The 12,535-nt window shown below is 64.3% G+C and carries 13 protein-coding genes and 1 tRNA gene; 13 read left to right on the top strand and 1 reads right to left on the bottom strand.

What is annotated here, in order from left to right; all coding sequences use genetic code 11:
- Window positions 1-85: 85 nt before the first annotated feature.
- The 13 genes from ACVOLI_RS11255 to ACVOLI_RS11195 all read left to right on the top strand — a co-directional run bounded on the left by ACVOLI_RS11255 (window position 86) and on the right by ACVOLI_RS11195 (window position 12,293).
- Window positions 86-274 carry a hypothetical protein gene (locus ACVOLI_RS11255; protein ID WP_282271167.1) on the top strand — a complete coding sequence of 63 codons (189 nt, stop codon included), beginning with the start codon at window positions 86-88 and terminating at the stop codon, window positions 272-274.
- Between the two features lie 108 nt (window positions 275-382).
- Window positions 383-1,279 carry a dihydropteroate synthase gene (gene folP, locus ACVOLI_RS11250; RefSeq protein WP_481614479.1) on the top strand — a complete coding sequence of 299 codons (897 nt, stop codon included), beginning with the start codon at window positions 383-385 and terminating at the stop codon, window positions 1,277-1,279.
- The gene (miaA, locus tag ACVOLI_RS11245) at window positions 1,279-2,232 is read left to right on the top strand and encodes a tRNA (adenosine(37)-N6)-dimethylallyltransferase MiaA (protein WP_481614478.1); all 954 of its coding nucleotides are present in this window, start codon (window positions 1,279-1,281) and stop codon (window positions 2,230-2,232) included. The genes folP and miaA overlap by 1 nt, the downstream gene beginning before the upstream one ends.
- 92 nt (window positions 2,233-2,324) lie before the next feature.
- Window positions 2,325-2,606: an RNA chaperone Hfq gene (gene hfq, locus ACVOLI_RS11240; protein WP_481614477.1), complete on the top strand. Its 282-nt coding sequence runs from the start codon at window positions 2,325-2,327 to the stop codon at window positions 2,604-2,606.
- A gap of 14 nt (window positions 2,607-2,620) precedes the next feature.
- Window positions 2,621-3,931: a ribosome rescue GTPase HflX gene (hflX, locus tag ACVOLI_RS11235; RefSeq protein WP_481614476.1), complete on the top strand. Its 1,311-nt coding sequence runs from the start codon at window positions 2,621-2,623 to the stop codon at window positions 3,929-3,931.
- A gap of 230 nt (window positions 3,932-4,161) precedes the next feature.
- Window positions 4,162-4,656, top strand: a complete 495-nt coding sequence (locus tag ACVOLI_RS11230) for a CinA family protein (RefSeq protein WP_282271197.1) — start codon at window positions 4,162-4,164, stop codon at window positions 4,654-4,656.
- 35 nt (window positions 4,657-4,691) lie between these two features.
- On the top strand, window positions 4,692-6,371 hold the full coding sequence (gene ubiB / locus ACVOLI_RS11225; RefSeq protein WP_481509101.1) for a 2-polyprenylphenol 6-hydroxylase: 1,680 nt from the start codon (window positions 4,692-4,694) through the stop codon (window positions 6,369-6,371).
- A 51-nt stretch (window positions 6,372-6,422) separates the two neighbouring features.
- Window positions 6,423-7,070 (top strand): transcriptional repressor LexA, encoded by a 648-nt coding sequence (lexA, locus tag ACVOLI_RS11220; protein ID WP_481614475.1) that lies wholly within the window; start codon window positions 6,423-6,425, stop codon window positions 7,068-7,070.
- 232 nt (window positions 7,071-7,302) lie between these two features.
- On the top strand, window positions 7,303-8,340 hold the full coding sequence (gene recA, locus ACVOLI_RS11215) for a recombinase RecA (protein ID WP_282271203.1): 1,038 nt from the start codon (window positions 7,303-7,305) through the stop codon (window positions 8,338-8,340).
- Window positions 8,341-8,537: 197 nt separating this feature from the next.
- The gene (recX, locus tag ACVOLI_RS11210; RefSeq protein WP_481614493.1) at window positions 8,538-9,020 is read left to right on the top strand and encodes a recombination regulator RecX; all 483 of its coding nucleotides are present in this window, start codon (window positions 8,538-8,540) and stop codon (window positions 9,018-9,020) included.
- A gap of 109 nt (window positions 9,021-9,129) precedes the next feature.
- Complete coding sequence (alaS, locus tag ACVOLI_RS11205; RefSeq protein WP_481614474.1) at window positions 9,130-11,781, top strand: alanine--tRNA ligase; 2,652 nt, start codon at window positions 9,130-9,132, stop codon at window positions 11,779-11,781.
- A 139-nt stretch (window positions 11,782-11,920) separates the two neighbouring features.
- Window positions 11,921-12,124, top strand: coding sequence for a carbon storage regulator CsrA (csrA, locus tag ACVOLI_RS11200; RefSeq protein WP_057628248.1), 204 nt, complete (start codon window positions 11,921-11,923; stop codon window positions 12,122-12,124).
- A 76-nt stretch (window positions 12,125-12,200) separates the two neighbouring features.
- Window positions 12,201-12,293, top strand: a tRNA-Ser gene (locus tag ACVOLI_RS11195).
- Here ACVOLI_RS11195 and ACVOLI_RS11190 read toward each other — a convergent pair.
- Window positions 12,283-12,535: hypothetical protein (locus tag ACVOLI_RS11190; RefSeq protein ID WP_481614473.1), on the bottom strand; the 253-nt coding region annotated here is incomplete at its 5' end. The genes ACVOLI_RS11195 and ACVOLI_RS11190 overlap by 11 nt on opposite strands.

Here is a 12,535-nt window from a genome sequence, read left to right as displayed (position 1 = left end):
GGGCCGGTTTTCCGGCCCGTTTTTATGCGCCAGCCGTCGTGCTGGGCGAGAATAGCGGTACTTTGATTTTCCCTGGTTGTGTCCCATGAATGATTCCACGCCGCCGCCAAAGGCGCCCTCGGCCAACGTGCCGGAGATGATCATCGCCACCGTGGCCGGTGTTGGTTTCGGGGTGAAGACCAACAACTTCCTCGCCGGTATCTTTATCGGCGTGGTGCTGGGCGTGATCCTGAGCCTGATTGGCAGCCGTATCCGCGCCCGCAACAAGGACTGATCGCCGGCATTGCGCTGTCTTCTGTTGGTTGAGAGTGTGCCGCCGGCTTCGCTGGCGCGCCGTTGCGGTGGCTTAAACTAGGCGCTGTTGCAGTCCACCGGAGCGCCCATGTTTGATGTTTTCCCCACCCTGGAATGTGGCGACCGTACGCTGCGGCTGGATCGGCCACAGGTGATGGGCATCGTCAATGTCACCCCGGATTCGTTTTCCGATGGTGGCCAGCATGCAGACACCGCTGCAGCCGTCGCGCATGCCTTGACGCTGGTCGAGCAGGGGGCGGATCTGCTGGACATCGGTGGTGAATCCACCCGTCCGGGTGCAAGCCCGGTGTCGGTGCAGGAGGAAATCGACCGCGTGGTGCCGGTAATCGAGGCTTTGCTTACACGGGTCGCCGTGCCGCTGAGCGTGGATACCTTCAAGCCGGAAGTGATGCGCGCCGCGCTGGCGGCAGGTGCCCACATGATCAATGACGTGCAGGCATTGCGGCAGCCTGGCGCGCTGGAGGTGGTGGCTGCATCCAAGGCGGCAGTGGTGCTGATGCATGCGGTCGGCGGCCCTTACGATGCAGGCCTCGCCCAAGCCTATGTTGATATAGCCGGTGATGTGCAGCGCTTTCTGGCTGAGCGTGTTTTCTCCGCGGAAATGGCCGGTATCGGACGCAAGCGCCTGCTGATCGATCCGGGCTACGGGTTCAACAAAGACACCGCGCAGAACTTTGCCTTGCTGGCCGCACAGGATCGCTTGAACGATCTGGGCGCGCCGGTGCTGGCGGGCTTCTCGCGCAAGCGCTGCATTGGTGATGTCACCGGGCGGGCGGTGGCTGCCGAGCGCATGGCCGGTTCGCTGGCCGCGCATCTGCTGGCGGTGCAGAAGGGGGCGATGATGGTGCGTGTGCACGACGTGGCCGCGACGGTTGACGCGCTCAAGGTGCTGGCTGCATTCGATGCGGTGCCGGCGCCGCGCGCCGTCAAGCCGGCCATGCCGCGCTGGCCGGACGAGGATTGATGGGCGTCGATCAACGCCCCTTGGCCATCGCCCTGATGGGGCCGACCGCCTCGGGCAAGACCGCTGCGGCCATCGCGCTGGCCAAAGCCTATGGCGGTGAGATCGTCAGCGTCGATTCGGCGCTGGTCTACCGTGGCCTGGACATTGGCGCGGCCAAGCCGGACGCCGCCGAGCAGGATGGCATCCGCCATCACCTGCTGGACCTGCGCGACCCCTGGCAGACCTATTCGGCGGCCGAGTTCTCCGCTGACGCCACCGAGGCCGTGCGTGACATCGTTGCGCGCGGCAAGTTGCCGATCCTGGCTGGCGGTACCGGGCTGTATTTCCGTGCATTGCTGCAGGGGCTGTCGCCGATGCCGGAAGCCGATCCGGCCATGCGCGCAACTATTGCTGCCGAGGCTGAAGTCTGCGGCTGGCCGGCCTTGCACGCACAGCTGGCCGAACTCGACCCGGTCGCTGCCGCGCGCATCCATGCCACCGATCCGCAACGCATCCAGCGGGCGCTTGAGGTGTACCGGCTGACCGGCAAGCCGATCAGCTATTGGCAAGGCCTGCCAGGCATCGCGCGCCTGCCCGCGCGGGTGCTGAAGCTGGTGCTGGCTCCGGCCGACCGTGCAGTACTGCATCAGCGCATCGAGCGGCGCTTCGATCTGATGCTGGAGCGCGGTTTCCTGGAGGAAGTGCGGGCGTTGCGGGCCTTGCCACAGATGGCGGCGGTGGCCGCACCCTTGGACCTGCCGGCGGTACGTGCGGTCGGTTACCGGCAGGCCTGGCAGTACCTGGACGGGCTGGGCACGTCCGCCGAGTTCCGCGACAAGGGGGTGTTCGCCACCCGCCAGCTGGCCAAGCGTCAGCTCACCTGGCTGCGCGGCGAGCTGGATACCCGCTGGTTCGACCCGGTTCGGGACATGTCTGGTGTGCAGAACGCGGTTTCCCGCTTTCTGCAGGGCTGAGCGAGCGCGCGGCGGTGTACCATCAGGGTTCCGGACGGGCAGGGGATGCCGCCATCGGTCCGGTCCATAAAAACAATAACGAGGAGTAGACGATGTCCAAGGGGCAGTCTTTGCAGGATCCGTTTCTGAATGCGTTGCGCCGCGAGCGCGTGCCGGTTTCGGTCTACCTGGTAAATGGCATCAAATTGCAGGGCACGATCGAGTCGTTCGACCAGTTCGTGGTGCTCCTGCGCAATACCGTCAGCCAGATGGTCTACAAGCACGCCATTTCCACCGTGGTGCCCGCGCGCAATGTGCGCGTGGGGCCGGGTGGCGGCTACGTGCAATCGGGCGACGGAAGTCAGGCAGCTGATGACGATATCGACAACGAATAAGCAGGTGGCGGCGCATGTTTGACCGCTCTAAAAAGGGCGAACATGCGCTGTTGATCCAGCCGCATGTTGGCCGGCTGGAAGAAGATGTACTGGAGGAATTCACCGATCTGGCGCGCTCGGCCGGGGCGAGTGTTGCCGCGACCATCACTGCGCGCATGGACAGGCCGAACCCCTCCACGCTGATCGGCAGCGGCAAGCTGGAAGAGGTGAAGGCTGCGGCCGATGCCACTGGCGCCGATCTGGTGCTGGTCAACCATCAACTCAGTCCGGTGCAGGAGCGCAATCTTGAGCGCTACCTGGAACGCCGGGTCATTGATCGTACCGGCCTGATCCTGGACATCTTCGCCCAGCGTGCGCACAGCCATGAAGGCAAGTTGCAGGTGGAGCTTGCCCAGCTGCGGCATATCGCCACGCGGCTGGTCCGCGGCTGGACCCACCTTGAGCGCCAGCGCGGCGGTTCCATCGGCCTGCGTGGCCCGGGTGAAACCCAGCTGGAAACCGACCGCCGCCTGCTGCAGAAGCGGGTGGAGCAGCTGCAGAAGCGGCTGGAGAAGGTCGAGGTGCAGCGCACCCAGATGCGCCGTGCCCGCGTGCGCAGCGAAATGCCGCGCATCGCGCTGGTTGGCTATACCAATGCCGGCAAGTCCACCTTGTTCAACGCGCTGACCGGCGCGGGTGCCTACGCCGCGGACCTGCTGTTTGCGACGCTTGACCCCACTGTGCGACGCATCACCTTGCCCGGTGGCAACGCGATGCTGGCTGACACCGTCGGTTTCGTGCGCGACCTGCCACATGACCTGGTGGCGGCGTTCCGCTCTACCTTGTCCGAAGCGCGTGAGGCGGATTTCCTGCTGCATCTGGTCGATGCCGCTGACCCACTGCGCGAGGAGCGTATCGCCCAGGTCGACGAAGTGTTGGAAGCCGTAGGTGCGGGTGACCTGCCGCAGCTGCTGGTGTTCAACAAGATCGATCGCATCGAAGGCGCCGAAGTGCGCCACGACGCGCAGGATGGGGTGCCGGACGAGTCACGGCGCGAGCGGGTATGGGTTTCTGCGCGTGATGGCCGCGGGCTGGAACTGCTGCAATCGGTATTGGGCAAGCGCCTGGGCCTGCAACATGTCACCGGCCAGATCCGCCTGCCGCCAAGTGCCGGCCGCCTGCGCGCACGCCTGCACCAGTTGGAGGTCATCCGCAATGAGCAGGCTGATGAAGAAGGCTGGCTGATCGACGTGGATATCCCGATTGCCGAAGCCGAGAAGCTGGCAGCAAGCGAAGATGGTGCGGTTATACGCCCGCTGTTGCCGGAAAAATTGCCCGAATGGTGATTCGGGCGGGAAGAGACAGCCGGCCCCATGCCGGCTGTCTTGTTTTGTAGGAGCGGCGTCAGCCGCGAAGCAGATGCGTCATCAGATGGCACAGCTGCCAGCCACTTCAGCATCATCAGCTTCGCGGCTTACGCCGCTCGTACAACTCCCGCAGCTGGGCTGTGCCCTGACACGCGGGGCGTCATCTGCGGTAAAACGTAAGGGTTCTCCTCCCAGCCCCCTTTACCGCAATGTCCAATCCAACCGACGCCGATCTCAATGCCTTGGCCGCCGCACTCGGCGAGCGCCTGCAGCAGGCCTCGCTGCAGCTGGTGACCGCGGAGAGCTGCAGTGGCGGCTGGATCGCCAAGAGCATGACCGATATCGCCGGCTCCTCGGCGTTCTTCGACTGCGGCATGGTGGTCTACAGCTATGAAGCCAAGCAGCGCCTGCTCGGCGTCCGCGCGCAGACCTTGGAGCAGTTTGGTGCGGTCAGTCGCGAAACCGTGCTGGAAATGGTGGCCGGCGCGCTGATCAATTCCGGCGCAGGTGTGGCGGTGGCGGTGACCGGCATCGCGGGCCCCGGCGGCGGCAGTCCGGACAAGCCGGTCGGCAGCGTCTGGATCGGCTGGAAGCGCCGCGGCGGCTATGCGCGCGCGCAGCTGTTCCAGTTCGATGGCGACCGTGATGCGGTACGCAGGCAAACCGTGGATGCAGCATTGCGCGGCATCCACGATCATCTATGACATGCTGGCCCAGCCAGCAACCGGGATGAGTCGCGATGTGGGAAACACTGGGCACGGTCCGTGATCTGGGCCGCTTGCAGGAAATAGCCGCAGTTCTGATCCGCTATGGTTTCGGCGACGTGGTGCGCCGGACCGGGCTGGCCTCGGTGCTGGAGCGCGCGGGTCGGCTGGTGCGTTGGAACGACAGCCAGCAGATGCTGCGGATGACCGCGCCGGTGCGCGTGCGCAGTGCGATGCAGGAACTGGGGCCGACCTTCGTCAAGCTTGGCCAGGTACTGGCCACGCGCGTGGACCTGTTGCCGCCGGAGTGGATCGCCGAGCTGTCCGAGCTGCAGAACGCAGTGCCCGCGCTGCCTTATGCCGCGATCCGCGAGCAGCTGGAGGCCGATCTGGGCGCGCCGCCAGCGCAGGTGTTCGCCTTCCTGGATGAAACCCCGATGGCTGCCGCCTCCTTGGCGCAGGCGCATCGCGCACGTCTGCACGACGGCCGCGAAGTGGTACTGAAAGTGCGCAGGCCCGGCATCCGCGATGTGGTTGAAGCGGACCTCCGGCTGCTGGCGCGGTTGGCTGAGATCGTCGAGGCGCGACTGCCGGATCTGCGCCGCTATCGGCCGGCGGAAGTGGTGCAACAGTTCACCCAGTCGCTGCGCAGCGAGATGGATTTCGCCGCCGAATGCCGCAATTCCGAGCGCATCGCACGCAACTTCGATGGCCGCGATGACATCCTGATTCCCGGCGTGCACTGGCAATGGACCTGCGAGAGTCTCAACGTGCAGGACTTCGTTGATGGCATTCCCGGCCGCAAGCTGGAGGCCGTCGACGACGCCGGTCTGGACCGTGCGGCGCTGGCCCGGCGTGGCGCCGATATCGTGCTGAAAATGGTGCTGGAAGACGGCTACTTCCACGCCGATCCGCATCCCGGCAATATTTTCTACATGCGCGATGGCCGTATCGGCGTGATCGACTTCGGCATGGTCGGTGCGCTGTCCGAAACGCGCCGTTTCCAGGTCGCGCAGCTGCTGCACGGGCTGGTCGAGCAGGAGCCGCAGGTGGTTGCCGACGTACTGCTGGACTGGGCCGGCGGCGTGGAGGTGGACGAAGGTCGCCTGCAACAGGACATCAGCCAATTCGTCGATCAATACCGCGGCGTGCCGCTGAAGGACCTGCGCATCGGCCTGATGCTTGGCGACATCACCCAGTTGCTGCGCAGCTACAGCCTGACCTTGCCGGCCGACCTGGCGCTGATGATCAAGGCCTTCCTGACCCTGGAAGGCATGGGCCGGCAACTGGATCCGGACTTCGACATGGCCAGTGCGGCGCGCCCATTCCTGGAGCGGGTGGTGCTGCAGCGCTATGCGCCCAAGGCGCTGCTCAAGCGTGGCCGTCGCAGCTTGCTGGGGATGTTGGATCTCGCAGGAGAGTTGCCACGTGATCTGCGCCGGCTGGTGCAGGCAGCGCGGCGCGGGCAGCTGAAGCTGCGCGTGGAAACCACTGCGCTGCAGGGCTTCGGCGACCAGGTGAACCGCGCCGCCAACCGCCTGGTGGTTGGCGTAATCACCGCTGCCTTGATCATTGGTTCGTCGATCGTGATGCACAGCGTAGGCGGGCTTTCCAGCCGCTGGTTCCTGGCGCTGGGCCTGTGCGGCTTCGTGGGCGCGGGCATCTGCGGGGTGTGGATACTGTTCTCGATCTGGCGCAGCGGTCGCCACCACTGATTTTCGTCGAGGGGCTTGCAGATCCTTTTGTTAGTAGTAATACTACTAACAATGAACCTCACCGACACCCAGCAGGCCATCCTCGACTTGATCGCTGAGCGCATCGAGGCCGAGGGCATGCCGCCATCGCAGACCGAGATCGCCCGCGCCTTTGGTTTCAAGGGTGTGCGCTCGGCCCAATACCACCTGGATGCCCTGGAAGCGGCCGGCGCCATCGAGCGCGTTCCCGGCCGTGCGCGCGGCATCCGCCTGGTGCGCCAGGAAGGCGAGGGCGAAGCCGAGTCGCATGCGCCTGCGCAGGCCGCCAATGACGATGTGCTGCGCCTGCCGATCCTCGGCCGGGTGGCTGCTGGCCTGCCGATCGGTGCCGACATCGGTTCGGACGATTACGTGGTGCTGGACAAGGTGTTCTTCTCGCCGGCGCCGGATTACCTGCTGAAAGTGCAGGGCGACTCGATGATCGACGAAGGCATTTTCAATGGTGACCTGATCGGCGTGCACCGCACCCGCGACGCCACGTCGGGGCAGATCGTGGTAGCGCGTATCGACGACGAAATCACGGTCAAGCTGCTGAAGATCGCCAAGGACCGGATCCGCCTGTTGCCGCGCAACCCCGACTACGCGCCGATCGAAGTCCTGCCCGACCAGGATTTCTCCATCGAGGGGCTGTATTGCGGCCTGCTGAGGCCAAACCGCTGAAATCTGCGGGTTCGATGCTCGCGGACTTGAGTCCTGCGGAAACCGAATCTGCGCATTTCGCAGCCGCAACTGACTGTTTTCCTTACGTAGGGCGGGTGTTTGGGCTGCTGTCGGTATCCTTGTCGGCCAAATAATTTTGTCGTCTCGGTTGCAGTCTCAGCCTGTGCGATACGACACCCCTACAGTGGACCCCATGACGAAATCAACGAAATCAACCCCGAGGACGAACACGATGGACGAGAACAAGAAGCGCGCACTTACCGCCGCACTGAGTCAGATCGAAAAGCAGTTCGGCAAAGGCTCGGTGATGCGTATGGGCGACCGCGTTGTCGAGCCCGTCGAGATCATCCCCACGGGCTCGTTGATGCTGGACATCGCGCTGGGCATCGGTGGCCTGCCCAAGGGCCGCGTGGTCGAGATCTACGGCCCGGAATCCTCCGGCAAGACCACCTTGACCCTGCAGGCCATTGCCGAATGCCAGAAGCTGGGCGGCACCGCTGCCTTCATCGACGCCGAGCACGCACTGGATCCGATCTACGCCGCCAAGCTGGGCGTCAATGTCGACGACCTGTTGCTGTCGCAGCCGGACACCGGCGAGCAGGCGCTGGAAATCGCCGACATGCTGGTGCGTTCGGGCTCGGTCGACATCGTGGTGGTCGATTCGGTCGCTGCGCTGACCCCGCGTGCTGAAATCGAAGGCGAAATGGGCGATCAGCTGCCGGGCCTGCAGGCCCGCCTGATGAGCCAGGCGCTGCGCAAGCTGACCGGCAACATCAAGCGCTCCAATACGCTGGTCATCTTCATCAACCAGTTGCGCATGAAGATCGGCGTGATGATGCCGGGCCAGAGCCCGGAAACCACCACCGGTGGCAACGCGCTGAAGTTCTACGCCTCGGTGCGCCTGGACATCCGCCGTATCGGTGCGATCAAGAAGGGCGACGAGATCATCGGCAACCAGACCAAGATCAAGGTCGTCAAGAACAAGTTGGCGCCTCCGTTCAAGCAGGTCATCACCGAAATCCTCTATGGCGAGGGCATCTCCCGCGAAGGCGAGCTGATCGACATGGGCGTGGATGCCAAGCTGGTCGACAAGGCCGGTGCCTGGTACAGCTACGGCGAAGAGCGCATCGGCCAGGGCAAGGACAACGCCCGCGGCTATCTGCGTGACAACCCGCAGGTTGCAGCCCGCCTCGAGGCCGAGCTGCGCGAGAAGTTCCAACCCACCGAAGCGGCGCGCGAAGAAGGCGACGACGAGGACGGCGAGGAGTGATTTTCCCGCGGGGGCGGGCGGCGCATCGTCAGTGACGTCGTCCGCTCCTGCGGCATTTTGTCCATGAAGACCCCGCGACAGGGATGGTGCGGGGTTGGGTATTGCCTCTGGCTGGGCTTGGCAGAATCAGGCTCGCCGGAATCAAGTCGGGCTGGAACGTGCCGGGCTGAAACGAGTGTGATGGCGTGATGACCGAGATGGATGATCAGCCCGAGGGCAAAACCAAGCGAGGTCGCCAGCAGACGCCGCTGCAACGTGCACTCGGCCTGCTGGTCAGGCGCGAGCACTCGCGCAAGGAGCTCGGTCGCAAGCTCAAGTCACGCGGCGTGGACCCGGAAGCGGTGGATGCGGCGGTGGCCAAGCTGGCCGAGGATGGCTGGCAGGACGACACCCGTTTTGCCCAGTCGCTGGTCCGCAACCGCGCAGGTAGCGGCTATGGGCCGCTGCATATCCGCGCGGAGCTGGGCACCCATGGATTGGACAGCGAGCAGATCGAGGCCGCGATGGCGTCGTTTGAGGGCGATTGGACTGAAAACGCCCGCGACTTGGTATGCCGCCGTTTTGGTGCCAATGGGCCAGAGGATCTGGCGCAGCGGCGCAAAGCCGCGGATCTGTTGGCCCGGCGCGGGTTTGATGGCAACTGCATCCGTCAGGCCAGTCGCTACGATCCCGAGGACTGATGAGGACTGGGCGGGCTGGGCCTGATACCCTTTCAGGGTTTCGGTTGTCCCGAATTCCCGCGCCTGCACAGGCTGCCGGGACCCGTTTGCCAGCTTACCGCCAGTCCCCATGAATACACCTGCCAAATTTACGACCTCCCAGATCCGCGCTGACTTCCTCGAATTCTTCAAGGGCAAGGGCCACACCATCGTGCCGTCGGCACCCTTGGTGCCGGGCAATGACCCGACCCTGCTGTTCACCAACTCCGGCATGGTCCAGTTCAAGGACGTGTTCCTTGGTGCGGAAAAGCGCAGCTATGTGCGCGCGGCCGACGTCCAGCGCTGCCTGCGTGCCGGAGGCAAACACAACGATCTGGACCAGGTCGGGTACACCGCGCGCCACCACACCTTCTTCGAAATGCTGGGCAACTGGTCGTTCGGCGATTACTTCAAAAAGGACGCGATTGCCTGGGCATGGGAGCTGCTGACCCAGGTCTGGAAGCTGCCGGCCGATCGCCTGCTGGTCACCGTTTACCAGACCGATGACGAGGCCTACGCGCTGTGGCGCGACATGATCGGCATCCCGGAATCGCGCATCGTGCGCATCGGTGACAACAAGGGTGCGCCGTTCGCGTCGGACAACTTCTGGCAGATGGCCGATACCGGTCCCTGCGGTCCCTGCACCGAGATCTTCTATGACCACGGCGACCACATCGCAGGTGGCCCGCCGGGCTCGCCGGATGAAGATGGCGACCGCTTCATCGAAATCTGGAACCTGGTGTTCATGCAGTTCGACCGCCAGCCAGACGGCTCGCTGCAGCCGCTGCCGGCACCGTGCGTGGACACCGGTATGGGCCTGGAGCGCCTGGCGGCGATCCTGCAGCACGTGCACACCAACTACGAGATCGACCTGTTCCAGGCGCTGATCCGCAAGGCGTCCGAGCTGACCGGCATGGCCGACCTGGAGAACAAGTCGCTGCGGGTGATCGCCGATCACATCCGCGCCTGTTCCTTCCTGATCGTCGATGGCGTGCTGCCATCCAATGAAGGCCGTGGCTATGTCCTGCGCCGCATCATCCGCCGCGCCCTGCGCCATGGCTGGATGCTGGGCGTGCGCCAGCCGTTCTTCAACAAGCTTGTGCCGACCCTGATCGAGCAGATGGGCGAGGCCTACCCGGAACTGCCCGCGCAGGTCGACACCGTCGTGCGCGCACTGCTGGCCGAAGAAGAGCGTTTCGCTGAAACACTCGATTCGGGCATGAAGATCTTCGACGACGTTGCTGCCAAGGTCAGCGACGGTGTCATTCCGGGCGTCGATGCGTTCCGTCTGTATGACACCTACGGCTTCCCGGTCGACCTGACCGCGGACATCGCCCGCGAACGCGGCATGACGGTGGATATGGCCGGCTTTGATGCCTCGATGGAGCATCAGCGCGAAACCGCGCGTGCGGCTGGCAAGTTCGGCGGTGGCGTGACGCTTTCCGCCGAACTCGTTGCCAGCCTCAGCCCGACGGTGTTCCTCGGCTACGACCGCCTGCAGGCCGATGGCCTGAAGGTTGTCGCGCTGATCAAGGATGGTCGTTCGGTCGATGCCGTGCAGGCGGGCGATGAGGTCATCGTGTTCACCGCGCAGACCCCGTTCTACGCCGAGTCCGGTGGCCAGGTCGGTGATACCGGTGTGCTGTTGGCCAACGGTATCAAGCTGGCGGTGGGCGACACGCAGAAGTTCGCCGGGCAGTTCCACGGCCATGTCGGCAAACTGGAGCAGGGCACGCTGAGGGTCGGCGATGTGCTGGCTGGTGCGGTTGATGCCGCGCGTCGCAGCGCCACCATCCTCAATCACTCGGCTACACACCTGTTGCACGCCGCCCTGCGCGAAGTGCTGGGCACCCACGTGCAGCAGAAGGGCTCGCTGGTGGCGCCGGATCGCCTGCGTTTCGACTTCTCGCACTTCCAGCCGATCACTGCCGAAGAGCTTGCGGTCATCGAGCGCAAGGTCAACGAGCAGGTACGTGCCAACAATGCTGCCGAAGTGCACAACATGGGCATGCAGGAAGCGCTGGATTTCGGTGCGATGGCACTGTTCGGCGAGAAGTACGGCGAGAACGTGCGCGTGCTGAAGATGGGCGAGTACTCCACCGAGCTGTGCGGCGGCACCCACGTTTCGCGGACCGGCGATATCGGCCTGTTCAAGATCACCTCCGAGGGCGGTGTGTCCTCGGGCGTGCGTCGTATCGAGGCGGTGACCGGGCAGGGTGCGCTGGACTATGTGGCTGACGAGGAGGCGCGCCTGCACGAAGCTGCGCAGCTGCTCGGCGGCAGTGCTGGCGACGTGGTCGACAAGATCCGCCAGTTGGGTGAGCGCCAGAAGAAGCTGGAGCGCGAACTGGAAGCCCTCAAGGCCAAGGTTGCCTCTGGTGCCACTGCCGATCTCGGCGGCTCGGCGGTCGATGTGGCCGGCGTGAAGGTGCTGGCGGTGCGTCTGGAAGGTTTTGATGCCAAGGCGCTGCGCGACGCGATGGATCGCCTGAAGCAGCAGCTGGGCGACGCCATCATCGTGCTGGCCGGTGTGCAGGACGGCAAGGCCGCCCTTGTGGCGGGCGTGAATGGCGCTGCGCTGGGCAAGGTCAAGGCGGGCGAACTACTGGCCCACGTTGCGGCCCAGATCGGCGGCAAGGGCGGTGGTCGTCCGGACATGGCCCAGGGTGGCGGTGAGGATGGTCCCAAGCTGGTAGCGGCCCTTGAGGGCGTGCTGGCGTGGGTCAAGCCGCATCTGGCCTGAATGTGACAAGTCACGCACCTTGAAGCTGTTCGCGCCCTGACGGTAACATTGGGAGTCTTTTCCCCTTTGTCGTGGGGCGCATAGCTCGAAGCGCGCCAATGCCGGTGGGAAACCCACCGGTTCCATGGAGATTTACACAATGTTGATCCTGACTCGCCGAGTAGGCGAAACCTTGATGATCGGCGACTCGGTCAGCGTGACCGTGCTCGGCGTCAAGGGCAACCAGGTACGTATCGGTATCACCGCGCCGAAGGACGTTGCTGTCCATCGCGAGGAGATTTTTCAGCGTATCCAGCGTGGCGATGAGCCCGCGACTCCCGGAAGTGAAGAAACTTCCGAATAAGGGGTTTACCTTTCACCTCGTTTAACGTTATTCTTCGCGCCCCGCTTAGGAATACACGCAGCGGGGCAAGAGAAACGGAGTGATGCCCGAGTGGCTGAAGGGGCTCCCCTGCTAAGGGAGTATAGGGTTAAAAGCTCTATCGAGGGTTCGAATCCCTCTCACTCCGCCAGTTTCAAAAAAGCCCCTTCATCGGGGCTTTTTTGTGTCTGTGAGTTTTTATTTGCAGTCTCTTTGAGTTTCTCTTTGGGGTTGTCGCGCGTGGTGCGTGCAATGGCGCTGCGCGACTGTGGGGTGCGGCGAGTGAGTGCCGGATGGTCGCACTGTAGTGCCGAGCCATGCTCGGCAGAGGCTTTCCCAGCAAGCAGGCCCCGCCCTACACACCTCCAGAGGCGCATCAGCACCTGCAGGAGC

It is taken from the genome of Stenotrophomonas sp. STEN029 (assembly GCF_056760015.1).
This window is presented reverse-complemented; position numbering and strand designations above follow the sequence as displayed.

Excerpts from the sequence above, each read along its gene's own strand:
- ACVOLI_RS11255 (WP_282271167.1), top strand. The coding sequence starts at position 86 with ATGAATGATTCCACGCCGCCGCCAAAGGCGCCCTCGGCCAACGTGCCG.
- folP (WP_481614479.1), top strand. The coding sequence starts at position 383 with ATGTTTGATGTTTTCCCCACCCTGGAATGTGGCGACCGTACGCTGCGG.
- miaA (WP_481614478.1), top strand. The coding sequence starts at position 1,279 with ATGGGCGTCGATCAACGCCCCTTGGCCATCGCCCTGATGGGGCCGACC.
- hfq (WP_481614477.1), top strand. The coding sequence starts at position 2,325 with ATGTCCAAGGGGCAGTCTTTGCAGGATCCGTTTCTGAATGCGTTGCGC.
- hflX (WP_481614476.1), top strand. The coding sequence starts at position 2,621 with ATGTTTGACCGCTCTAAAAAGGGCGAACATGCGCTGTTGATCCAGCCG.
- ACVOLI_RS11230 (WP_282271197.1), top strand. The coding sequence starts at position 4,162 with ATGTCCAATCCAACCGACGCCGATCTCAATGCCTTGGCCGCCGCACTC.
- ubiB (WP_481509101.1), top strand. The coding sequence starts at position 4,692 with ATGTGGGAAACACTGGGCACGGTCCGTGATCTGGGCCGCTTGCAGGAA.
- lexA (WP_481614475.1), top strand. The coding sequence starts at position 6,423 with ATGAACCTCACCGACACCCAGCAGGCCATCCTCGACTTGATCGCTGAG.
- recA (WP_282271203.1), top strand. The coding sequence starts at position 7,303 with ATGGACGAGAACAAGAAGCGCGCACTTACCGCCGCACTGAGTCAGATC.
- recX (WP_481614493.1), top strand. The coding sequence starts at position 8,538 with ATGGATGATCAGCCCGAGGGCAAAACCAAGCGAGGTCGCCAGCAGACG.
- alaS (WP_481614474.1), top strand. The coding sequence starts at position 9,130 with ATGAATACACCTGCCAAATTTACGACCTCCCAGATCCGCGCTGACTTC.
- csrA (WP_057628248.1), top strand. The coding sequence starts at position 11,921 with ATGTTGATCCTGACTCGCCGAGTAGGCGAAACCTTGATGATCGGCGAC.